19 protein-coding genes are annotated in these 23,182 nt (G+C 37.2%); 15 read left to right on the top strand and 4 right to left on the bottom strand.

Annotated features, from left to right (window positions below; translation table 11 throughout):
* Positions 1–2 precede the first annotated feature (2 nt).
* The 12 genes from ACZ5L8_RS06860 to ACZ5L8_RS06805 all read left to right on the top strand — a co-directional run bounded on the left by ACZ5L8_RS06860 (position 3) and on the right by ACZ5L8_RS06805 (position 11,428).
* Entirely contained in the window at positions 3–434 is a 432-nt protein-coding gene (locus ACZ5L8_RS06860) for a hypothetical protein (RefSeq protein ID WP_464440522.1), read from the top strand.
* 85 nt (positions 435–519) lie between these two features.
* Positions 520–987: a hypothetical protein gene (locus tag ACZ5L8_RS06855; RefSeq protein WP_464440521.1), complete on the top strand. Its 468-nt coding sequence runs from the start codon at positions 520–522 to the stop codon at positions 985–987.
* A gap of 33 nt (positions 988–1,020) precedes the next feature.
* Positions 1,021–1,863, top strand: a complete 843-nt coding sequence (locus tag ACZ5L8_RS06850; RefSeq protein ID WP_464440520.1) for an alpha/beta hydrolase — start codon at positions 1,021–1,023, stop codon at positions 1,861–1,863.
* 249 nt (positions 1,864–2,112) lie between these two features.
* A complete protein-coding gene (locus tag ACZ5L8_RS06845) occupies positions 2,113–2,526 on the top strand; it encodes a response regulator (protein WP_462600505.1) in 414 nt (137 codons plus the stop codon).
* A 3-nt stretch (positions 2,527–2,529) separates the two neighbouring features.
* The gene (locus ACZ5L8_RS06840; RefSeq protein WP_462598127.1) at positions 2,530–3,069 is read left to right on the top strand and encodes a heme NO-binding domain-containing protein; all 540 of its coding nucleotides are present in this window, start codon (positions 2,530–2,532) and stop codon (positions 3,067–3,069) included.
* 3 nt (positions 3,070–3,072) lie between these two features.
* Entirely contained in the window at positions 3,073–5,025 is a 1,953-nt protein-coding gene (locus ACZ5L8_RS06835) for a PAS domain-containing sensor histidine kinase (RefSeq protein WP_464440519.1), read from the top strand.
* On the top strand, positions 5,022–6,158 hold the full coding sequence (locus ACZ5L8_RS06830) for an FIST signal transduction protein (RefSeq protein ID WP_464440518.1): 1,137 nt from the start codon (positions 5,022–5,024) through the stop codon (positions 6,156–6,158). Before ACZ5L8_RS06835 ends, ACZ5L8_RS06830 begins: the two co-directional genes overlap by 4 nt.
* Entirely contained in the window at positions 6,158–7,204 is a 1,047-nt protein-coding gene (locus ACZ5L8_RS06825; RefSeq protein ID WP_464440517.1) for a sensor histidine kinase, read from the top strand. Before ACZ5L8_RS06830 ends, ACZ5L8_RS06825 begins: the two co-directional genes overlap by 1 nt.
* Positions 7,205–7,206: 2 nt before the next feature.
* Entirely contained in the window at positions 7,207–7,530 is a 324-nt protein-coding gene (locus ACZ5L8_RS06820) for an Hpt domain-containing protein (protein ID WP_464440516.1), read from the top strand.
* Entirely contained in the window at positions 7,530–8,261 is a 732-nt protein-coding gene (locus ACZ5L8_RS06815) for a LytR/AlgR family response regulator transcription factor (RefSeq protein ID WP_464440929.1), read from the top strand. Before ACZ5L8_RS06820 ends, ACZ5L8_RS06815 begins: the two co-directional genes overlap by 1 nt.
* A 108-nt stretch (positions 8,262–8,369) precedes the next feature.
* Entirely contained in the window at positions 8,370–10,802 is a 2,433-nt protein-coding gene (locus ACZ5L8_RS06810) for a DUF4114 domain-containing protein (protein ID WP_464440515.1), read from the top strand.
* A gap of 140 nt (positions 10,803–10,942) precedes the next feature.
* Positions 10,943–11,428: an aminotransferase gene (locus ACZ5L8_RS06805; protein ID WP_464440514.1), complete on the top strand. Its 486-nt coding sequence runs from the start codon at positions 10,943–10,945 to the stop codon at positions 11,426–11,428.
* Between the two features lie 61 nt (positions 11,429–11,489).
* Here the strand turns inward: ACZ5L8_RS06805 and ACZ5L8_RS06800 are convergent, their stop codons facing one another.
* Positions 11,490–13,508, bottom strand: coding sequence for a tetratricopeptide repeat protein (locus ACZ5L8_RS06800; RefSeq protein WP_464440513.1), 2,019 nt, complete (start codon positions 13,506–13,508; stop codon positions 11,490–11,492).
* Positions 13,509–13,793: 285 nt separating this feature from the next.
* On the opposite strand from ACZ5L8_RS06800, the gene ACZ5L8_RS06795 reads away from it, so the two are divergent.
* On the top strand, positions 13,794–15,050 hold the full coding sequence (locus ACZ5L8_RS06795) for an oligosaccharide flippase family protein (RefSeq protein ID WP_464440512.1): 1,257 nt from the start codon (positions 13,794–13,796) through the stop codon (positions 15,048–15,050).
* A 109-nt stretch (positions 15,051–15,159) separates the two neighbouring features.
* A complete protein-coding gene (locus tag ACZ5L8_RS06790; RefSeq protein WP_464440511.1) occupies positions 15,160–16,365 on the top strand; it encodes a glycosyltransferase in 1,206 nt (401 codons plus the stop codon).
* A 68-nt stretch (positions 16,366–16,433) separates the two neighbouring features.
* On the opposite strand, the gene ACZ5L8_RS06785 is transcribed toward ACZ5L8_RS06790, so the two are convergent.
* The 3 genes from ACZ5L8_RS06785 to ACZ5L8_RS06775 are packed head-to-tail and all read right to left on the bottom strand — an operon-like array spanning position 16,434 to position 22,197.
* Positions 16,434–17,948, bottom strand: a complete 1,515-nt coding sequence (locus ACZ5L8_RS06785; RefSeq protein ID WP_464440510.1) for a cellulase family glycosylhydrolase — start codon at positions 17,946–17,948, stop codon at positions 16,434–16,436.
* Positions 17,945–19,120 (bottom strand): hypothetical protein, encoded by a 1,176-nt coding sequence (locus tag ACZ5L8_RS06780; RefSeq protein ID WP_464440509.1) that lies wholly within the window; start codon positions 19,118–19,120, stop codon positions 17,945–17,947. The genes ACZ5L8_RS06785 and ACZ5L8_RS06780 overlap by 4 nt, the downstream gene beginning before the upstream one ends.
* On the bottom strand, positions 19,117–22,197 hold the full coding sequence (locus ACZ5L8_RS06775; protein WP_464440508.1) for a hypothetical protein: 3,081 nt from the start codon (positions 22,195–22,197) through the stop codon (positions 19,117–19,119). The genes ACZ5L8_RS06780 and ACZ5L8_RS06775 overlap by 4 nt, the downstream gene beginning before the upstream one ends.
* A gap of 164 nt (positions 22,198–22,361) precedes the next feature.
* On the opposite strand from ACZ5L8_RS06775, the gene ACZ5L8_RS06770 reads away from it, so the two are divergent.
* The gene (locus ACZ5L8_RS06770) at positions 22,362–23,165 is read left to right on the top strand and encodes a dolichyl-phosphate beta-glucosyltransferase (RefSeq protein WP_464440507.1); all 804 of its coding nucleotides are present in this window, start codon (positions 22,362–22,364) and stop codon (positions 23,163–23,165) included.
* The last annotated feature ends 17 nt before the right edge of the window (positions 23,166–23,182 follow it).

Here is a 23,182-nt window from a genome sequence, read left to right as displayed (position 1 = left end):
ACATGAAAAAAACGCTAATCCTAACCCTAGTTATAATCACATTCTTAAGTTGTTCTAATGATGACGACAATAGCAATTCAATTAATAATTGTGATCTTGAAGTTGTTGTAAGTGCTGAACAATACGAAAATGCACCTTCTTTCCAATTATATATTAATAGCTTAGAAATTGACGGTAATTGTTTGAAGATAGATTTTACTGCAAGTGGTTGCAGTGGAGAATCTTGGGAAGTTAAATTGATTGATTCAGAACAAATTATAGAATCAAATCCTACACAACGCAATTTAAGACTTTCATTAAAAAATAATGAGCTTTGCCATGCTTTACCTAATAAGACTATGACATTTGACATCTCAAAATTACAAATACAAAATAAAAATCAAGTCTATCTTAATATCACGAATTCTGATGACAAAATTCTATATGAATATTAATTTAATGGCATCAAAATAAAAGGCTGAGATAAAATAATTTTTAATTTACTATTATTAGATCAGATAATAATTAAAAACATTTAAAATGATTCAAACAGCGCCTATAATAATTCTAATAATCGCTATCCCCACCTTTTTTATATTCCGTTGGATTTTAAAAAGGTTTGTTCAAAACAAAAAAACTCACAATTTAATTTCAATTGCAGGAACTATAATTGTTGCGCCGATTTTATATTTGGTATTAAATTTTGCTTTTTTTAGCTACCTGTTTTACGAACCACAATTTGACTTTGACAAAGAAAAATGGTTTGCAGACAAGCATTCTCGTTATAAAATGAGAGAAGACATTATAGAAAGCAAAATACTTGAGGGGAAAAGTAAATCTGAAATAGTTGAGATCATAGGAAAGCCAGAATCAAACGATTCAATAGAATTATGGACATACGATCTAGGGATGTCTGATGCTGGTTTGGGTTGGCAGTTTAACTACTTAGAATTGACATTTAAAGACGGAAAAGTAATTAACGTAAAGGAACTTAAAGTAGCTGATTAAAACTTCTTACAAGAATACACTCATTCTAGTTTCATGAAAAACCTTATTTTATTGTGTGCAATTCTTATTTGCACAGGATGTAACACAAATCCCGAAACAGAAAATATTTCGGTTGAGAATAAAAAACTTCAAGAAGTACAAGAAGGTAAATTCACTTTAAGATCAGAGATATTGGATCAAGATAGAACCTATCATGTGCGATTACCAGAAGGTTATTTGGATGCATCCAAAGAAAAAAAATATCCACTCATTATATTGCTTGATGGTGAAACTTTTTTAAAAACTACAGAAGAAGTTGTACACTTTATGAGCTCAGACCGTAATAGGAATCATTTAATGCCGGCAAGTATAATTGTTGCTGTTGAGAACATTGATCGCGAGCATGATCTTACTGTAACGAAGATCAAAACAAAACGAGAGAATACTATGGGCGGCGGTAGAGATTTTCTAGATTTTATTCAAGATGAGTTGCTACCACATATACGATCTAATTATAATACAGAATCTCAAACAACCCTCATAGGCCACTCGCTGGGCGGTCTTCTTACATTAAATGCCTACATACATGAGAATAGCATTTTTGACTCATATTTAGCCATAGATCCTAGTGTGTTTTGGGAAGAAGAGATGATGAGAAGTAAGGTGGATACAGTGACTCAAAAGGCGCTTCAAAAGAAACTATATATAGCGACAGCAAATCAAGGAGAAGGTAATCATGGCAAAAATAAAATACGTCACGATGCGCTATATGCTATGCTTAAAGCTAAAGCGAAAGACACTATGAGATTATCGATACAATATTTTAATAATGAAAATCATCGCTCAGTGCCTCTAAAGGCTTTGTATGAGGGGTTAAGATTTTTAAACCAAGGTTGATTGTTCTCTTCTCAAAATAATAAGCAATAATCATTAAAAATACCGAGTATTGAAATGAGAACTTTTCGCGAAAGCGTAATTGTTTAAAGATCTATCAAATGTAGTAATGGCGCATGGTTGTGCGTTTTAGTACGTATTTACCATTCGTCTACACATATCTACCATCCGTCGACAGTAATTTTCGGTTAAACTGGGTTTGCTTTATTTATATTTTAATAACTTCAAATTTGCATAACCTTAGTAAACCCTATACTCGTGAAAGAACTTACTATTATGCTTATCGAAGATGATGCCATTGAAGTGATGAAACTTCATAGAGCATTGACGAAGCATCCCGTAAAACATAATGTCGTAGAAGCTGAAAATGGTGAACGCGCTCTTGAGTTGTTACGCGATGGAAGTAAATTACCAGATGTGATTTTCTTAGATCTTAACATGCCTAAGATGAATGGTATAGAATTTTTAACTATCTTAAAAAGCGATCCGGTAATTAAATATATTCCCACTGTGATACTATCTACTTCTGCTAATCTTAATGATGTAAAAACATGCTATGAGATAGGTATTGCAGGCTATATTATCAAGCCGCTTAAGTATGAAGATTACACTAAGCGTATTATGAAAACTGTAGATTACTGGTCTGTTAATCAACTATACAAATAAAGTATGAAAGGAATTGTCTTTACAGAACTGCTAGAACTTGTAGAAGAAAAGTTTGGGATGCAAATGGTAGATGAGATCATCACGGCGTCTGATCTTGAGTCTAACGGAGTGTATACTGCGGTGGGCACTTATAGCTTTTCTGAAATGTTGAGTTTACTTACAAACCTTAGTGAACGTACACAGTTAAGTATTGATGATCTTTTGCTGGTTTATAGTGAGCATTTTTTTAAAGTGATCGAAGATTCTTACCCTGGATTACTCAATACATATTCTGGCCCTATAGAATTATTATCTTCAATAGAAAATCATATTCATATTGAGGTAAGAAAGATCTATCCAGATGCAGAACTTCCTACATTTATTATAGAGAAGAAAGGTGATGATCATCTTAGTATGATCTATAAGTCTAGCAGAAAAATGAGCAGTTTTGGCTTAGGATTAATGCAACAAACCTTTAAACATTTTGGTAAAGAAGGTGAAATAAAAGTTGAAAAAATAAACGATGATGGTTCAGAAGTATTATTTTTAATAAAACAAAAATAGTCTGTGCAAGAGGATGTTAATATATATAAACGTGCTTTAGAGCGCGAAAGGCAAGCACGTAAGGCTGCCGAGAAAATCCTCGAACAAAAATCAAGTGAGCTCTTTAATCTTTCGCTAGAGCTTAAAAAATCTAATGACAAACTCCTCGAGATCTTAGGGGAGCAAAACTCAGAATTGCAAGGGCTTTTTAAAAACCTTGTAGATGCCTACGTTGTATTTGATTTTAAGGGTCAGGTATTGCGCATGAACGATGCAGCGACAAAACTTGTGGGTAGAAAATTAAGCGATGAACCCTTATGGGTTAACGGCATTATTGCTCCTGAAGACAAGAAGAGAACATTTACAGCCTTTAATCAACTTAAAAGAAAGGGAACTGTAACTAATCTTAAATTCAATATTGATACACCTCATGGTGGTAGGAGACTTATTCTGGTTAACCTTAGCGTTATACGTGATATAAAAGAAACTCCTATTGCAGCTCAAGGTATTATAAGAGATATTACTAAAGAGCAAGAAGCAAAATCTAATCTGCTAGAGTCTCAAAAAAGGCTTAAATCCTTAATCATAAATTTACAGGCAGGTATCCTGCTAGAAGATGAGAACAGAAAAATTGTTTTTACAAATAAGATGTTTTGTGAGATGTTCTCAATACCTGCAGATCCAGAGAGCCTTAAAGGTATGGACTGTACACGGTCTGCAGAAGATGTAAAGCACTTTTTTACAGAGCCAGATGCATTTGTAGCGCGTATATCAAAACTAGTAAACGCTAGAAAAACCACGCTGGGCGATGAACTTCACTTGATTGATGGTCGCATTTTGCAAAGAGATTACGTGCCTATTTTTGTAAATAAAGTATATAAAGGCCACCTGTGGAGCTACACAGATATCACGATCAAGAAGAAGTTTGAGTACGGCCTGCAAGTACAAAAACAGAAGTACAGCAACATTATCGCAGATATGAATCTGGGTCTTGTTGAGATGGATAATGAGAACAATATTCAGTGGGCTAATGATACATTCTGTAACATCACTCAATTTGCTTTATGTGAGTTACTCTCAAAGAATATTAATGATCTGTGTAAACATGAAAATGATGAAACTGTAATAGATTTGGCTGTAGCCAAAGAAATAGAAATACACACCAGAGAAGGAGAGATTAAAAATTTGTTATGCAGCCAGACGCCTAATCGCGATATCACAGGAGCGATAAAAGGTATGATAGGTACATTTCTAGACATTACCCACATCAAATCTTTAGAGAAAGAAAAAGAACGTTTACTAGTAAATCTAGAGCAGAGCAATCAGCAGCTTAGTGAGTATGCACATATTGTCTCGCATGATCTTAAATCGCCTTTAAGAAGCTTGCAAGCATTGATCTCTTGGGTAAGAGAAGATGAGGCAGATAAACTGTCAATTGAAAGTGTTCAGAACTTTGATCTCATGGAAAATACTCTGGTGAAGATGGAGAATCTAATCAGCGGTATATTAAACTACAGCAACATACAAAGCGCTGGCAGAAATGATAAACCTATAAATCTCAATACAGTAATTGAAGATCTAAGGCAAATTCTCTATATACCAGAGCATATCAAACTTATCCAGAAAAAAGAGTTGCCTACCATTGTGGCAGATAATACAAGAATGCAGCAGCTATTTCAAAATTTGATCTCAAATGCAATAGATCATATTGATAAGCCTTTCGGCGAAATAGTTATAGACGTAACAGAAGATACAACTGAATACATTTTTACAGTAGCAGATAATGGCGTAGGGATTTCAAAAGTGTATCACGAAAAGATCTTCAAGATGTTTCAATCACTTAGTGAACAGAAAAAATCAACAGGTTTAGGACTTTCTATAGTTAAGAAGATCGTTGAGATGTACGGCGGTAAGATCTGGTTAGAAAGTGAAAAAGGCATTGGTACTACATTTTATTTTTCAATAGCGAGATCATGAGAATACAACAAGGCAGTAGAATTAATCTAGGCAAATGGCAGTATAAAGGATGTGAGGCTAAAGACTTCAATCCACAATTAGTATTTGTATTTGCAAACAGGTTTTTATTAGAGCAACCTAAGATCTTAAAAGAAACTAAGACTTTATTTGCAAACGCAGATGTAGTTTTTGCTTCTACCGCAGGCGAGGTGATGGGAACTACAGTGAGAGATAATACATTAACATTTACTGCAATTGAGTTTGAGCATTCGCATCATGAGATTTTTCGTGTAAACGTATTAGATTATGATAAAGATTCTTACCGCGCCGGAAATGCTCTTTGCGATCAGATCAACAAAAAAAATCTAAAACACGTTTTTGTAATATCAGAAGGTAGTAATGTAAATGGCAGTTCGCTGATAGACGGTCTAGAAAAAAATCTAAGTGAGAAAATAGCGATCACAGGTGGTATGTGTGGTGATGATGCCCGTTTTGAACGTACGCTTGCCGGCGTAAATAATTTTCCAGAAGAAGGTGAGATCATTGCGGTGGGATTATATGGTGACACGTTAGAAGTGAGCTTTTCTAATCATGGCGGTTGGATTCCCTTTGGCCCTGAGCGCATCGTCACAAGGTCTGAGGGTAATGTGCTTTTTGAACTAGATAATAAACCAGCTTTAGATCTATACAAAACTTATTTAGGAGATAAAGCTGCAGAACTTCCGCAGGCTTCACTTTTCTATCCTCTTAGCGTTAAGATCGAGAGTAAAGAGAATCCGCTAGTGAGAACGATATTAAATATTGAGGAAGATACAAATGCGATGATCCTTGCAGGTGATATTCCAGAAAAAGCCAGAGTTCAATTGATGATGGCAAATGTAGATGGTATTGTAGATGGTGCAGTGCAAGCGGCACAACAGTCTATGAATGGCCGTAAAGAAAAACCACAACTTGCGATCGCGGTAAGTTGCATAGGCAGAAAACTCGTGATGGATCAAAGAGTAGAAGAGGAGATAGAAGAAGTTTCTCTTGTAATAGGAAGCGATGTGCCCATAACAGGGTTTTACAGTTATGGAGAGATGGCACCCTTTGCTGGTAGCCGCAACTGTGAATTGCATAATCAAACGATGACTTTAACGTTAATAAGCGAATAATGAATTCACTGCTTCAAAGACAAATAAGAAAGTTGCTAGCAAAAGAAGGAGAAAATCCTAGTGCTGAACTTACCGCATTTCTCAATGCAGTAGATCAATCTTATGAAAACTTTGAAGACCAGTTAAAAATGATTCAAAGAGCGATGTCTGTTAGCTCAGTAGAGTTAGAAGAAGCAAATAAGCGTCTTCGTCATGAGACAGAGCGTCAACAAGAAGTTATAAAAAGTCTTAATGACACGATAAACACATTAAGAGAATATGCTAAAGCTTCTGGTAGAGTTCAAGATGCCGCAGATGATGGTGTATCATTAGCAAGGTTAATTGAAGATCAAACACAAGAACTTATAAGAACAAATAAAGAGCGTGATATGCTCATGAAAGATCTTGAGAGGCGCAACAAAGAACTAGGTGATTATGCGCATGTAGTATCTCATGATCTTCAAGCACCGCTAAGAGGTATTGACGCTTTACTCAATTTCTTAAAAGAAGATTATTACAAGCTTTATGATGAGACAGGTAGAAAAAATATGGAAGGTATTTTTTCACTTCTTGAAAAAATGGATAGTCTCATTAAAGGTATTCTAGAATATGCAGAGATCGCACCATCTGAAGAGATCAAAAAAACGGTTGATCTTGATCAATTAGTAAATGAGGTAGCGGCATCAGCTTATCCGCCAGATCATATTAAGATCAAAGTAGATAGCTTACCTCAAGTACAAGGTAATGCTTTGCGATTTAGGCAGGTTTTTCAAAATCTAATTCAGAATGCCATAGGCGCCATAGATAAGCCTTACGGCGAAATAAACGTAGGTGCAACAGATCAGGGTGAGGTATATAAGTTTTGGGTTTCAGACAATGGTAAAGGCATAAGCAAGAAATACCACGATAAGATATTTGAGAAATTTCAAAGAATAGATAATAAACCCAATTCATCAGGAATAGGTTTACCTATAGTTGAAAAGATCATCATTCATTATGGAGGCGAGATCTGGCTAGAGTCTGAAGAAGGAATAGGAACAACATTTTATTTTACAATACCTAAGTAATTATGGAAAAGCCAGATCTTACGGTTATACATGAAATGGGAGGTGGAGACAAAGAATTTGAGGCCACAATGATAGAGATCATGCAACGCGAGTTCCCTAAAGAAAAGGAGATTTTCTATGATACTTTAAAACAAAATGATCTAAAGCAAACCGCACAGATCGTTCACAAGTTAAAACATAAGATTAGCCTGCTTAATATGCATGAAAGCTATAAATTTTCAATGGTGTTTGAAGAAGAGTTAAAAGCAGGAAATAAAAAGTCTGTAAAAAAGTTTGAAGATATATTAGATACCATTACCTTGTATCTCAAAGAATTGGCCCCATGATAAAATGTTTAATAATCGATGACGAAGAACTCGCCAGAGCGGTTATTGCAAAACATTGCAAAGCTGTAGAAGAACTGGTAGTTGTAGAGCAATTTCCTAATGCTATCCAGGCGATAAAATACCTTAACTCAAATGAGGTTGACCTGCTATTTCTAGATATTCATATGCCAGATTTTACAGGTTTTGACTTTATTGAGACACTTAAGAATCCGCCATTAACAGTGCTTACCACTTCTGATAAGAATTTTGCTATAGAAGCTTTTGAGTATGATTCTATTGTAGATTATCTCGTTAAACCTGTTATGCTTCCACGTTTCTTAAAAGCGGTGCAGCGCGCACAGAGTCTCCTAGAAGAAAAAGAAGTTGAGGTAGAGCAACAGGCTCCTGTAGAAAAACCTTTGGCGAAAGCCCAATCTTCTAACAGTGATCTGTATGTAAATATAGATAGACGATTGATCAAGATCAATTTTACTTCTATAGACATCATAGAGGCGCGAGGCGATTATATCTATATTAAGACAGAGGATAAGAATTACACCGTTCACTCTACATTAAAGAAAATAGAGGAAAAATTACCCGAAAGTATTTTCTTGAAAATCCACAGGTCTTACATTATTAACTTTCATAAAATAATTGATATTGAGGATAATAGCGTCTTGATCAAGAAAGATGTTATACCTATCAGCAGGTCTAATAGACCAGAACTTATGAAAAGGCTCAATTTACTTTAAGTAACTCATCGATCATTAAGTAACATTCGTCTACACTTTTTTCGCTTCAAGCGAAATAAACTATGTAAACATCAGTAAGTCAGTAGTTTTACTTCATAAACAAAAGCCATGAAGAAACTTCTACTATTTACTTTACTATTGACAACCGGTTTTGCTTATACGCAGAATTTCAATTATATGGGCACTTTTGATAGTCAGGGTGTACCAGATTATTTAGACGGTCGTGATGAGATCTCTGCAGAATTTTTAGAGCGAGTAAACAACTCTGTTCCTGAAAGTTTTCCTGTGCCTATTTATAATCCTCATTACATTACAGCTGGTTATGACACAGATATTCATATAGAAGAAGATGCTGATGTATGGGTAACGTTTGTAAAAGAAGGGGCGGGGTATAAAAATGTTTTGGGGTTTTACACTTATGATATAGATAATCCCAGAACCACAAAACCAGAAGATCATGAGATCACTATAATTTTTCCTAATGTATCAGAATTATATTCCGGTGGCGGTTTGATCGCAGGAGATCGTGTGAAGCTGGGTTCTTTTGAAGCAGGTACAGGTATTGGTTGGGTACTTTTGGCGAATGCCTGGAATGGATCAGGAGCAGGTTATGGTTACTGGCAATTATTCTCTAATCCAGATTTTAATCCAGAGGCAGAAGAGACTTTGCGCTATCATAATGTTTTACTTGCAGATCCTGATGAAGAGCGTATCATATTAGGTTTTGAAGACATTCGCAGAGATTACGCAAGTTGTGATCAGGATTTTAACGACGCGTTGTTTTATGTAACAGCGTCTCCATACACGGCGATCAAGAAAGCAAATTTTGCTGAGGTAAGCAAAGAAGCGCCAGTTTATAGCGCCTTTGATGGTGGGTTAGAGAGCAACGGTGATCTTTCTATGCTTATCGCGAAAAGAAATATGCAACGTGTAAAAGACGGTGTGTATGTAAACCAGCGAAAGTATCAGAAGAAGTATAGAAGAAATTCTGGTCAGTATAAAAGTGCTGTTGCTAAAGACTATTTTCCAGATACAGGATTATTTGGTGATGAGACCACTTATATTTCTTCGCCAGAAGATCTACTTGCAATCACAAACGCTACAGATGTTTTTGCGATAGATTATTATAAAGGCGAAAACCGCGTTGCAGCTGCTCTTCTAACCGAAACTAGCGGCAAAGTGTACAATCATACAAAAACCATTTGCGATAGATTAAATGGATCTCTTTTAGAAGACATTCGTACGATCAAGCTAGATAATTATTCTATGATCATGGCACAGATCATTAGAGACACCGGGAATCGTGAATACGCAATAAGTTTTTCGATCAAAGATAATGCTGGCAGCAGCGAATTAATGAGCTTCTGGAACATCTCTCAATACCCTGAAGGGAATTACAAAAACTTCCAAGTTTGGGGGAGTAACATGGGCCAGGTGAGTCATATAGTTTACAACATTTTAAAGACGATAAAAGAAAATGGCTCTGTAAAACAAAACAACGTTGAAGATATGATTCCAGATGTTTTTGTACAGCACGGATATTATGATGCAGGTAAGATCTATTTGCAACTTAAAAACAGAGGAGAAGCTACTCAAGTAAGCGCAAATGTAAACTTTAAAAAACATGAAAACGCTGAAAACCAGCAATACACAAAAAACGTAAGTCTTGTAAAGAATGAAATTACAGAGGTGGCACTAGAGACAGGATATCTTTTTGACGCGGGTATTGGGCTATATAATGTTAACGCAGCGATCGCAGACGAATTATACCTGGCTGATGGCCCATGGGGAATAGATTACAACGGTGAGGAAGCAGTAGTAAATGATTTCTCTATTGTACCAGAAGATAATTTAACCATTGAAGATAATTACTATGCAGTAGAACGAAGTATTACGCTAGATGCATCCATACGAGGAACGGTAAATATTTTCAGGCATATTTATGCAGGTGAGTTGAGCTTTGATGCTAGTAACTACGCAGCAGTAGAATTTACAGCGAGCAATTCAATACCTGTTGAGGTGATAATTGTACAAGAAGGCTTATCAGACTGGAATAACAGATTGCGATATACAATTCCTGCGAGTACTAAAGAAAACAAATTTGTGATCCCTTTTGATTCTTTTGAGAATGGAAACGGCGAAACAGGTAAAGTAACAAAGGTTAAAAGTGTAGTGTTCTCCCTACAAGGAGATTATGTTAACGATAAAGAAGTTAGAGCAACAATTGATGATCTGGCCTTTAGTAATAACACGGCGTCTTTGAGCATTGATAATACCATAGCTCATAATGCAGTAACGGTGTCAAATTATCCTAATCCCTTTACTATGGAAACAACATTTACTATCCCAGTGCAAACAGATAAAGTAAATCTTAAGGTTTATGACCTTAATGGTAGAATCATGTATCAAGCCTTTCACCCCACGGCAAATGATAACAAAACAATACAATTTAACCGCAATGGTTTGAGCTCTGGCTTCTATGTATGCCAATTGACAACCGCAGACGGTGAAACATTTAAAAAGAAAGTTCTCGTTAATTGATTTGGAGAATAATTTGGTTGGTTAGTTTTTTTGGATAGAAGAGCGCGGGTGGTTCCGCGCTTTTCGCTTTTTATAAAGTATCGTGTTACTTTTCGCGAAAGCGTAATACTTATAGCATACCATCATAAAAGATTCACAGCATGAGAAGGATATATTGTAACTCTATAAAAAGTGATTTTAAACTACTTCATGACGATAAAATCGTAGCAGATGTTGTGTATAAAAACTGGCTTACCGGCAAAGCGCAAGCAACGGTTAATAATAGTTTGATCTGGCTTTCGCCAAAAAATATCTGGACGAGTAAAATACGCATTATAAAGGATGATGAGGAAGTGGGCGAGATCACTTTCACTTTGCGCGGTACGATGGTGATCACCTTAGAAGTTAATGGTAAAGAGATCAATTATGTGCTTAAGAATGTAAGCAAATTAAAGCTAGAGTTAAACGTGTATAATGATGCAGAAGAGCTTCAATTCACAATGAAAAGCAAAGGAAAATGGAATAAGCTTAACTATGATTATAAGATCAAGATGGCAGACTTTAATAATGCTGTGGATCTGGACGAACTCTTAGTGTATTGCGGCTATACAGCTAATCTATATCTTGCGATCATAAGCTCTTTATAAAGAATAAAACAATAAAAAACCCCGGCGATCACCGGGGTTTTCTTTTCGCGAAAGCGTTATTCTATTTTGCATTCCACTGCAGGTTAAAACCAAATTCTGTAAACTTAAAACCGGCTGCCGTAGCAGAAGCGATGTTACTGTATTTTGCATGTAAGCCAGCCTTGAAGTTAGAAGTAAAATAGTAGCCCAGCGAAGCTTCTAAGCGGTATAAAGTGCTGGCATCATCTTGCTCTACAAATTGATAACCACCAGCTGCAAGCGCATGATATGAAATTCCGTTTGCGCTGTTGTGTGTAATATCTGCAAACACTTCAACCGCCTGATAAATTTCTGGACTAAAATACAACTCGGGCATTTGCTCTTTAAAGCCTAAGTATTGATAATTCACACCCATTTTAAGCGGTGGCACTCGAGTGAGATTATAGTATAGCGAAGTGAATACAATGTTTCGTGTGTTTCCGTCTGTTTGCGGTGTGTGGATGATTGAGGTGTACCAACCTAATTTTGGCGTAAAGCCAATATTGTGATTTACAAAATAGTTATTCATAAAGATCTTAGAACCTATCAACTCAGCATTAAATGCCTGCAATTCTCTGGTGTAACCCACAGTAAGATCTTGGCGTGTCATAGGTTTCATTTTTGCCTGCAAGGTTGTGCTATAACCCGTGTAATCGCCATTTGCAGTAGCAGCTTTTACAAGACCTGCATTTGCCTCAAGATCCATCCATGGTAGCATATCATAGGTTAACCCTGCGCCAATGCTTTGAGAATTTGCCTCGTCGTTACTCAGGCCATTTTTTGTGTTTCGGTAAGAGTAGGAGAGTTGGGCTTTTAATTTTTGGGTTAACCCAAAAGAACCATTAAAAGCTGTATAATACGCTGTATTCTCACCATTATCTTGCGTTGTTCCAGAAGTATTTGAAAGCACTAAAGCGCCGTCATTCTCTATTTTTGCTAAGAGAGAAAGCGCGTCTTTTTGACCAGGAAAATAGGTAAGCGTTTTTTCAGCATAGGATGCTGCCATTTTTTTTTTGCCAGAAGCAAAATAGGCATTTGCAATTCCTAGATTCCCATCAAAGGAAGTGCTGTCTTTTTCTAGGATCTTACCATAGGCGGTAAGTGCATTTTTAAAATTGCCGGTGTACATCCCCAGCATGGCTTCACTGCTATTTACTTTTGTATTCTCAGGAAACTGCAGTTTAAACTCCTCTAGCGTATTTTGTGCTAGCGCATATTTAGCATTCCAGACTAACGCTTGAAAATAGCGTTCATAAACCATTGCTAATTGCTCTTCTGTAAGCTCATCTTTTTTTGCAAAAGCTTCTTTAGCGAGGTTTAAGGCCGCTTTTTCCTTCTTTTGTAAATGCGCGTTGAGCGCAAGGCCGGTAAGAACTTCAATATTGTAAGCGCTGTCTTGCATCAATTGCTCATACGTGGTGGCTACTTTGTCATATTGCTTCGCAGCAGTATACAGATTTACTAAATTTTTAAGGGTGTCGGCATCCTGAGGTAGCATTTCGAGGTTTTCAAGCAGCAGCGCTTCGGCTTCAGCGTATTGCTCATTTTTAGAGCGTTGATACGCATAGCCTAATCGTATATATTTTAAAGACGTGATCGCATTAGGATTTCCAGGAGAAACTTCTAATCCGCGGTTGATGGTTTTTAACGCATTTTCATAATCCATAAGGTTACTTTGCGTGTTTGCCAGACCTAATATGGCAGTGAAGTTTTCAGGATATTCATTTACTAAGGTTTCATATATAGGTAACGCTTCCGCGAAATTTTTACTCCACAGTAGAGATTCGGCATGATTTAAACGTATTTCTAGATCCTCTGGGTTTGCAGCTAGGATTTGATCAAAATATTTTTTGGCGGAAGCCGCATCACCACCTAGACCTAACGCGCGACCGTAACAGATCTTTGCCGTCTTATTATCAGGGTGATCGTTGAGAATAGATTTAAAATACATTTCAGCCTGCTCATATTTTTGATCTTCTAGGAGCTCAAAACCTTCTTTCATGTCTTGTGCAAATAGTGACGTGGTAAGCGTCATTATAAGTATTGCGAATATTAGTTTCATGGTGGTGTGTTTTGGTGAGATAAAATTATAGGGCATAAGCACATATTTAATCTACAGATACTTACCACTCACCGAAGGTAAACTGCGATTAATAGAGGTCGAGACTGTCTGCAACGTCAATTGTGGCGCTACCTCGCTAAATCACTATGTAATTTACTGATAATTAATGATTTTCTGTTTAAAGCGCTTTTGTTACAACTCGTCGACACATAAATCCCATCTACCGAAAAACAGGGGTGATAAAGAACACTATATGAGAAATTTACAACACCAAATCACCAAATTATGTCAGTTACAATTAACATCACTAGAAAAATATCTCCCGCACAGTGGTTCATGTTGAGTTCGCTATTAGTGAACGTTGGCAACTACGTGTACAATCTTATACTTGGCCGTTTACTTGGTCCAGAGGCATTTGCAGATGCGGCGGTGATGGTAACTTTTTTGTTGATCTTGTCTTTTATAGCAATGACTTTTCAACTTACTGTGGCGCGTTTTATCGCTGAGGTAGAAGAAGATAAACAAAGCGCTGTTTATAGAATGATCAATAATTGGTCATTGAGATTTGGTATTACGGTTGGGATTTTAGTTATGGCTTTCGCCAAAAATCTTCAAACCATATTTCACACCTCATCATCAGAGATGTTCATGATCTTTGGAGCTTCTTTGCCATTATATTTTATAATGAGCACAAACCGCGGAAACTTTCAAGGAAGACAGGAATTGTACAAGCTATCATATACCTATCAAGGAGAAATGATTGCACGCTTAAGTATAAGTTTGCTTCTTATTTACTTATTAAATTGGGAAGCTTCAATACTTATTGCAATCGGGATCGCAGTATCGTTTTTGATCGGTCTTTTTCCTTATCATAAAAATAAAAGTCTTAATACCCTTAATGCCCCTTACACCCCTAATTCCCCTTGTCCCCTAAACCTAAGAAAGAGCATTATGCACTTTCTCTTAATCACTGCCCTTTATGAAGGCACCCAAATCATCATTAACAATAGTGATATCCTACTTGTGAAGCATTATTTTCCTAGCTATGATGCAGGATTGTATGCGGCGCTAGCACTCATAGGAAGGGCAGTGTATTTTGTTACCTGGATGTTTGTTATGATCCTTTTGCCTAAGGTTGTAGAGGCGCATAAAAATGGTTTGCCTCATGCTTCTTTGCTCTACAGTAATCTAAAAAGTATAGGGATTTTATGTTTAACGATTGTTTTAGGATGCTTCCTGTTTCCTAAGTTGGCTGTAAGTATACTCTTTGGCGAAGCCTATCTTGATGTAGCCTATTTATTAGGACCATATGCGGTAGCAACTTCACTATTTGCACTGGCGAACGTATTTGTCTATTACAGCTTATCACTATCAAAATACAAACCTGTTTTCTTAGCATCAGTTTTTGGAATACTCCAAGTAAGCGGAATTATCTTTTTGCATGACAGCTTATTACAAGTAGTATTAGTGCAAATCGGTTTAATGTCAATTCACCTTTGCTTACAGGTTATCTATTTCCTTAGATCACAGATAAACCGTTAGTCGATATGTAATTACGTTTTATCGACATCAAATTACCCTCTATCACACCTCCTCAATTATTAAGTAAAGCAAATGCAATATTTGCTATATCATTTAAAAACAAAGAATTATGAAACTAGCTATCGTAACCGCATATCCGCCCAGCAAAGTAACACTTAATGAATATGCTTATCATTTAGTAAAAAGCTTTCGCACTAATGAAGAAGTAGAAGAAGTAGTAATTCTTACTGATGTAGATGTAAGTAAAGAGTTCATCGAGTTTGGTGATCAAGGCTGCAGAGTGAAGACTGTAAAATGCTGGGAATTCAACAGCATGTATAATACTCCTAGAGTCTTAAAAGCAATACGTCAAGAATCACCAGATGCAGTGCTTTATAATCTACAGTTTTTAAAGTTTGGAGATAAGAAGATCCCAGCGGCTTTAGGCTTAACGCTTCCGTATCTAACAAGAAAAATGGGTATACCTACAATTGCTTTGATGCATAATATCCTTGAACAAGTGGATCTAGAAAAAGCCGGAATACAGGGCTCTAAATTCATGCACAAGATGTACAATGCCTTCGGGACACTTTTGACGAAAGTCTTATTAAAAGCAGACCGTTTTGCAGTAACCATCAACAAATATGTAGAAACTCTAGAGGAAAAATACAAAGCAGAAAATGTGGTTTTAATGCCTCATGGATCCTTTGAAGTGCCAGCAGAACCTTCTTATGAATTACAGGAAGGACCAAAGAAGATCATGGCTTTTGGCAAGTTTGGCACCTATAAAAAAGTAGAAAGCTTAATTGAAGCTGTACAGCAAATAAGGATTAAATCTGATCACGATATAGAACTTGTTATCGCAGGTACTAACAATCCTAACGCTCCTGGATATCTTGAGGATGTATTTCAGAAATATAAGCATGTGCCACAGTTGAGATTTACTGGCTATGTGGAAGAAGAAGATGTGCCAGTGTTGTTTAAAGAATCTGCGATCGTTGTTTTTCCATATACGTCTACAACGGGTAGCTCTGGCGTATTGCATCAAGCGGGATCTTACGGTAAAGCGTGTGCGATGCCAGATCTAGGAGATCTTGCCTTATTAACCCAAGAAGAAGGATATGAAGCACAATTTTTTGAGCCAGATGATAGCGTGAGCATGGGAAATGCATTGCTAGCATTGCTTGATGATGATGCTTACCGCCAGCAGGTTGCAAAAGCGAATTATACAGCTGCAACACAATATCCTATGGAGCGTATCGCGCAGATGTACATCGATGAGTTTAAGCAGATCATGATGGACAAATACAGCGAAAAATACAATTTAAGTGTTTAATTAATTTGTTTTCAACTACGGTTGTAAACCCCGCCCTTGCATCTTTTCCCCTAGGATGTGAGGGTTTTTTATTGCCTAAAAACCGGAAAACTTTCCTTTGGCTTACCTTCATTATCTATTATCCCAAATGCCGCCTGTGGCTTTTTACGCCACGGTAATTTCCCCACAACTTGGCTAGGAACCTCAGTAAAATCATAAAGCGTCCAGAAGGCAAAATGAAGTTTTTCTTCATCTATGGTTTGCAGCATGGTCTCATAATATTCTTCTTGATCTGTTTGGCTTTCGCCAAAAGGTCTCCAAAAGCCACGATACGTGCTTAATCCAAACTCCTGCAGCATCAATGGTTTTTCAGTTTTTGATCTTAAAGTTGCAAACGCTTCCTGAAAACCATCTGCTTTTTTGTAATAATGAAAGGAAACCAGATCTACTTCTTCTTGTAACTCTAACGCAGCTTCGGTTGAACTCCAGCCTACGGTCATTAAAGCGTCGCTATCTTCAGATCTTACTGTGTTTATCATGGTTTGTAACCAACCTAAAACGCGTTCTTTTCCGCGTGAAGCGAAATCAAGATCAGGTTCATTTTTAATATCCCAAGCCAAGATCGCAGGATGATCCTTAAATCTCGAAACGATCGCTCTTGCATGCTTCTGAGCTGCAGGCCAATCAAATATTGAGTAGTTGCCATAAAAATCAAAAAGCGTTACTACGACGTTCAAATCATTTTGATGTGCGCTATCGAGCAGTTCTTCAAGCTTATCTAATTTTTCAGGAAGTACATATTCTTTTCCAAAATCTTCATAACCCACAAAAACCCTGATCGTATTTAAGTCAAGATCTTCAATGATCTTAAAATCCTTGTTTAAACTATCAACATTGAATTTTTCACCAAATGTATCCCAGGGAGCATCTTTTGGATAATAATTTATACCGCGTAATTGAGATTTTGATAAGCTATCAACCTTTGGTCTTAGTATAGAATCTTGCTTTTCAGGATCAATTTTTACAATGTGTCGCACGCGCCATCTACCGTCTTTTAAAAGCATGATCACTTCATAAGTTGATCGTTCTGTGCTTGTCGCTTGCAACATTTCATTTTGATACACATATTGAACTTCTTCAACATTATGATCTGTTAGCGCCAGCATTTGTCCGTCTGCACTGTAAAAATCCAAGTCCAGGTCATGTGCCAGCGTAGTAGATTCTATCTGAATATTTTGAGAAGCATTGAGGTTTAAAATTTGCTTTAATTTTTCTAACTCTTGATCTGTATAATGATCTTCAAGAAACTCAATATCATTGCTATATAACGCAAGTTGTCTAGCATGCCACGCGTTTAAATAATCTATTTCAACAGTGTTTTTAGCAGATTTATCAAGCGGTCTACTTGGATTTTCAATATTCTGCCAGATTAATTGAGGTTGGTAAACAGTAGTTTCAAGACTGGTAAGCTTAAGCATTGTGCTTCGCTCTGCACCGGTATTAAAAAAGCCATAGGCTTGCGCCAAAAAGTAGATCACAACAAAATTGATCGCCAGAAAAAGCGAGATCAAAACAATTTTTATTGAGCTTTTTGTGTGTTTCACTGTGCTATGTTAATCATTTTAGACTTTTCCTTTCCTAAAACGGTGAGCTTTATTTGCCATTTTCCTGTAGGTATTTCTTCCGCCGTAAGGCTAAAAGTCACCATCCCGTTTTCTGCATGTTTGATGAAGTCATGACTTTCATTATCATTTGACACGATCAGTTCAACAGTTGTTCCCTCGGCAATGCGTTGCTTTAAAAAAGAATATACAGGACCCACAATTATGGTTCTATCATCAACCTTGAATTCAAAATCTTCTACAGCTGAAAAATATTGAATAGAGATCGTATCGCTCTCTGCAATGCCGTCAACACCTGCTTTTACAGTGAGGATTACTGGTTTTTCAGGATGATTTATCTGTGTTTTAGCAACGCCATGAATCGTCGCGCCGGTTGTTCTATAAACTTCGCCATGATCATCTGTGATAAAAAACTCTACTAACGAGCCGTCGCTAACAGTGTTTCCATATCGATCTAGAATCGTAGAAGTAAACAAATTCGTGATCTGATCGCCATCTGCAAATTTGTTTGGCCTTTCGGCGAAAATCATAAAATCAGTTGGCAGATGCGGGTAAACTTTTGTGAACATTCCCTCTGCAGCTACATCATTGCTACTGGCAACGACCATAATTGTACCGTCTTGAAGCGGAGAAAAGATGTCCTCAAAAACAAAACCTTTATGCGTTCTAAACTCATTTTGATTCACCGCTTCTTTAAATTGATCACTAACTTTTACCAGCGTACTATCAGGAAAGCGATTATCAAATTGATCTACAGGAATGGCTGTAAGCTGCGTAAAATCTTCACCGCCTGCAGTTATACTCGACGGACCTAAATAGGCCTCTATCGCCTTTGTTTTTAATGTGTCAGCTTCAATTTTAATGCTTCCGGTGTGTTTAGTTTTTCCATTTTGAATTAAGCGGTAAGAGAGTTTACCTTTTTGTTCACTGTAGATCTTGGGGATCTCGAAGGTGAGTTCGCCAGCTTCTTGTTTGCCTTTAAGAAGCGTACTTCCTAGACTCGCTTGTATAAAAAGGATCGCGTCTTTGTCGCTTTCGCGGAAGCGTAACATAATATCATCTCCTGCTGTATAGAATTCTTGATCTTGTGCCAGACCTGCAACTGCTAAAAACAGCAAATAAACAACCGATATGTAGTGTTTAGCTTGCATCATTGTTCTTCTGTATAAACGTTAAGCGAAAGCCTTACAAAACCGTCTGAAACCTTGAGTAATTCGGTTTTATTGTAAGTTGATATTTCTCTAGTATAATGCGGCGAAAGATCTTTATTTGGCAAGCCATTGACATAGCATTTTGAGAGATCTTCGATCAGGATTTCGGTAGGAGTGAAGCGCAACGGAATCGCAAAAGTACCGCTGCGTTGCGAGCGAATACCTTCTTCAATAAAATACGATTGTACGTCAACAAGGTTTTTATCATTATCGTAATATGAGATCATGATCTGCGGTACGGTTGCTTCTTTGATACCGTGGTTAAACAACTTACCTTCTACCATATTATCGGCGATCCTCACATCTTGAAAAGCCACGTTTTTATACAGTTCGCTACTCGCAACATGACTTGCGATATGAAGGTCAAAAGTTTGTGGTTCATCAGGAAGTTCAGCCATGGTGATCTGGTCTGGATCAAAGGTATCAGGAATTTTATCCTCCTGTTTTACCCAGGCAACATCTTCAAAGTACAGTTTAAACTCTGTGGTTTCCATGGGCATAAGTCTGTGTTTTGCCTCAAATTTTACTTGATATGTTGCCAGCGGTTTATCTGCAGCAGTGTACAACGTAGATTTTATCACCACATCTGCTGGCATATTTGCGAGATTCTGCATTTTACCAAGGATGATATATTCATCATCTAGGCAAACCATTTTTGCGTTTAGCACCTCAATAATAGGTTTTACAAGAATGTCAGCATGATCGGTTTGATTTGTGCTTATTCGGCGTTTACCGTGCCCGTAAAAGGTAGTTTCGTTTTGAGATAAAAAGCGCTCTGGCGGAATGTTGAGATCTGCTTTTTCTGGAATTATAAACCATTTTGCACCTCGTTTTATCAAGTCGTGATTAAAGGTCCTTTTGATCTTTTTTACCGGTGTGATCCAGAAACCGTCTACCTTGGCTTGCGCCAAAGTATCTGAGCGATAATTAAAATCAATATGCATAGAGTCTAGCTTTGCATAACTTCCCAGCAGACCATTTGTCACAGAGATCTCAAGCATAAATTGATCCATGCTTTTGCCAGCCTCAGGATCCATATAAGAATGTGCACGCTCAAATTCTTTAAAATCCATCGCATCATAATAAGCTTCAATAACATTCTCAGCGCTTAACTGCGCAGCGTTGCTTACCGCAAAAGAGACGCTCAATCCGGCTACAAAAAGAAGCATGCCCGCCATCCAGATAAAGCTAAAGCGAAATAGATTTCTAGAGTATTTATTGTATTTGTTTTTGACAATTAATGCCTTAGGGATTACATCAGGATTGTTTTTGTTCTTTCTTTTAAGAAACAAACGCCAAAACGCAACAAGAAGTGCGATGATCACCGTAAGCACAGGTATAATTCCCCACATCAGATTAAGAATAGGATTTCCTTTTTCTGCAGGAAGTAAAGAAGGCAATGGCGGCACTGAGAGTTTTTCCCAAACCACAATACCATTTTCTAACGGTCTCAAGCGTTGCCAACCTGAGAAATATAGCAGCGGATCGTAAAACTTATCATTACTGAAAACGTATTTTAAATGATATTTCTCAGGAACGGTGAGAAATTGTTGTAATGATCCTAAACCTTCTATTCCTCTAAATTTACTATTCTCAAGCCGCTCTATCGCTCTGCTGGTAAGCTCAGGTAATCTTCTGGCAGAATGGTAATTTCCGTCAACGGTTAAAGCATCTGTTTGGGCTGATAGCCATGCAATCTGATCGCCAAATCCCAATGGTAAAAAGCGCCAGCGATAATGCATATCCTGATTTAAGAAATTAACCAGCGGTAGCATATCAATGGGTTCAGGTTGTGAAGGTCTAAAGCGTCCCAGACATAAACTAAAGACAGTTACTCCTAAGAATATAAATATCAAAAACCCGGTCATTATACGATGGATCGCGATACCATAACGTTTTACAATATACCTGTTGATATCGCCCTCAATAAGACGTTTAGCCATTTCGCCTACGAGCGGTAAAACCATAATACTCGCCCAAAGTGTAAAACGGTCTAAAGTGAGAATATTAAAGGCATTATCGCCCAGAAGCATTTTTGGGATAGGTGTGGTTCCGCCGGTTCCCAGAATAAAAAGCATGGTTAGGCTTAAGCCAAAAAACAACTTCCGTTTGTGATAATATCTATAGAAAAAGTATGGAAGGAATAGCAAGAGCACACCCCAAGGAATCAAGAAAAATACGAGTCCGGAGGAAGTGATCTCAATAAAATTGTCTCTAGACCCATGCGGAATGGGAACTTGAGTAATGGGATTATTTTTTGTGTTTACCCAATAAGGAAGAATACAAACAACAACTGAAAATAAAGCGCTTGCGCCAAAAAGGATAATTCTTTTGAGTTTACTTTTAGTTAGCAGTACGGTAAAGAATAATCGTGGCTTTATCTCCTTATAACTACTTACACGCAGTCTGGCGGCATCCATCACCGCCATCCCGATAGTTGGGAAAATAAAGAATACCATGCCAAAGATCGTTGTTACATGATGCGAAGTAACGGTGACCATAAGTAAAGAAACTGCCGAGATAAAATTCTTTGTCTTGCCGTGTAAGACCCATAAATAGATCTCTGGTAAAGTGATCATTAAAACAGAGATGCCAGTAAGACTAGGAAGTTGACCAAAGAGATGCAGAGTTTCTACAAAAGAAGAAGACAGCATTGCGATGATCGCAGCATAACCAGCGCTTCTTTTGTTTGAAGTCATTAAAAGGGTAAATCGGTAAACACCTATAATAAATAAGCAGACTACAACTAGGGTAAGTGTAAATAGGCCAAACTTCAATCCACCAATATAAGAGAGTAAACCCATTGCTTGATGTACAAGCGGCGGATAACCTTGCACGGTAAAGCCGGTGTACCACTTCTGGCTCCACGGGTTAAACCAGTCTCCTGCATAGTGCTCTGCAAAAAACAAATGTATGAGCGCGTCGTATGTTTTTTCTAAGGTAAAAAACATAGCCGTCCCGTGAAAAACGAGGCCTAGACCTAGCGCTACATATAGAAGTTTACTTTGTTTTTCCTGCACTTTAAAGTGAGTTAATGTTTACGGTACTAAGTTAAAACAATCGACGAATGGTAAATCTATCGACGAACGCTTTCTAACGAAGCAAAGGTTTTACTAGTCGAAAATCACCGATTTCAGGCGGCTTTCACTGGTAGGTTTGTGGTGTAACTAAAAAGAAACACCGTATGAAAACTGCAATTATCATCCCTTGCTACAACGAAGCTAAAAGATTAGATAAACAAGCTTTTAGCGCATTTATTCTGGAAGATAACAATTATCATTTATGTTTTGTAAATGATGGTAGTAAAGATAACACCCTTGAAGTTTTACATGAGCTTCAAAAGGTAGATGAAAACAAGGTAAGCGTTATCGATATGAAGCGCAACTCTGGTAAAGCCACTGCTGTGCGTGCAGGTGCCAGATACCTTTATAGTAGATCAGATGTTAAGCAAATGGGATTCATCGATGCAGATCTTTCTACAGATTTTAAAGATTTTGATGAGTTAGTTAAAAAGCTTGAAGATAATACGCAGCTTAAAATGGTTTTTGGATCTAGAAACAGCGGCGATAATGACGACATCAAAAGAGATGGAAGCCGCAAACTTCTTTCAAACATTGTAAAATTATTCATTTATATGATTTTGGGCTTACCCATAAAAGACACACAATGCGGCGCAAAAGTCTTTACACGTGATGTGATACCTATGCTTTATGGAAGAAGCTTTAAAAGCAAATGGTTGTTTGATGTAGAGATCTTCTTGAGATTAAAAAGATCTTATGGAAACAGCAAAATGGTAATGAACCACATCTTAGAAGTGCCATTAAAAAGATGGGTACACATGGACGATTCAAAACTTGGTATGGTAGATTCTTTGAAAATTCCATTAGCACTTATGGAAATCTGGTTAAGCTACAACACCCCTTCTTTTGAAATGAAAATGGAAAGAACCTTTGAACCAGAAGTTATCCCATCATTCTCAATCGCCTAAACATGAAATAAAATTAT

Source organism: Leeuwenhoekiella obamensis (genome assembly GCF_055391795.1).
Note: the sequence above shows the minus strand (reverse complement) of the source record. Positions and strands in the feature narration are given on the sequence as shown.

What these genes read in the sequence shown, in the direction of transcription:
- ACZ5L8_RS06860 (WP_464440522.1), top strand. Translation starts at nt 3, where the DNA reads ATGAAAAAAACGCTAATCCTAACCCTAGTTATAATCACATTCTTAAGT.
- ACZ5L8_RS06855 (WP_464440521.1), top strand. Translation starts at nt 520, where the DNA reads ATGATTCAAACAGCGCCTATAATAATTCTAATAATCGCTATCCCCACC.
- ACZ5L8_RS06850 (WP_464440520.1), top strand. Translation starts at nt 1,021, where the DNA reads ATGAAAAACCTTATTTTATTGTGTGCAATTCTTATTTGCACAGGATGT.
- ACZ5L8_RS06840 (WP_462598127.1), top strand. Translation starts at nt 2,530, where the DNA reads ATGAAAGGAATTGTCTTTACAGAACTGCTAGAACTTGTAGAAGAAAAG.
- ACZ5L8_RS06830 (WP_464440518.1), top strand. Translation starts at nt 5,022, where the DNA reads ATGAGAATACAACAAGGCAGTAGAATTAATCTAGGCAAATGGCAGTAT.
- ACZ5L8_RS06825 (WP_464440517.1), top strand. Translation starts at nt 6,158, where the DNA reads ATGAATTCACTGCTTCAAAGACAAATAAGAAAGTTGCTAGCAAAAGAA.
- ACZ5L8_RS06820 (WP_464440516.1), top strand. Translation starts at nt 7,207, where the DNA reads ATGGAAAAGCCAGATCTTACGGTTATACATGAAATGGGAGGTGGAGAC.
- ACZ5L8_RS06810 (WP_464440515.1), top strand. Translation starts at nt 8,370, where the DNA reads ATGAAGAAACTTCTACTATTTACTTTACTATTGACAACCGGTTTTGCT.
- ACZ5L8_RS06805 (WP_464440514.1), top strand. Translation starts at nt 10,943, where the DNA reads ATGAGAAGGATATATTGTAACTCTATAAAAAGTGATTTTAAACTACTT.
- ACZ5L8_RS06800 (WP_464440513.1), bottom strand. Translation starts at nt 13,508, where the DNA reads ATGAAACTAATATTCGCAATACTTATAATGACGCTTACCACGTCACTA.
- ACZ5L8_RS06795 (WP_464440512.1), top strand. Translation starts at nt 13,794, where the DNA reads ATGTCAGTTACAATTAACATCACTAGAAAAATATCTCCCGCACAGTGG.
- ACZ5L8_RS06790 (WP_464440511.1), top strand. Translation starts at nt 15,160, where the DNA reads ATGAAACTAGCTATCGTAACCGCATATCCGCCCAGCAAAGTAACACTT.
- ACZ5L8_RS06780 (WP_464440509.1), bottom strand. Translation starts at nt 19,120, where the DNA reads ATGATGCAAGCTAAACACTACATATCGGTTGTTTATTTGCTGTTTTTA.
- ACZ5L8_RS06770 (WP_464440507.1), top strand. Translation starts at nt 22,362, where the DNA reads ATGAAAACTGCAATTATCATCCCTTGCTACAACGAAGCTAAAAGATTA.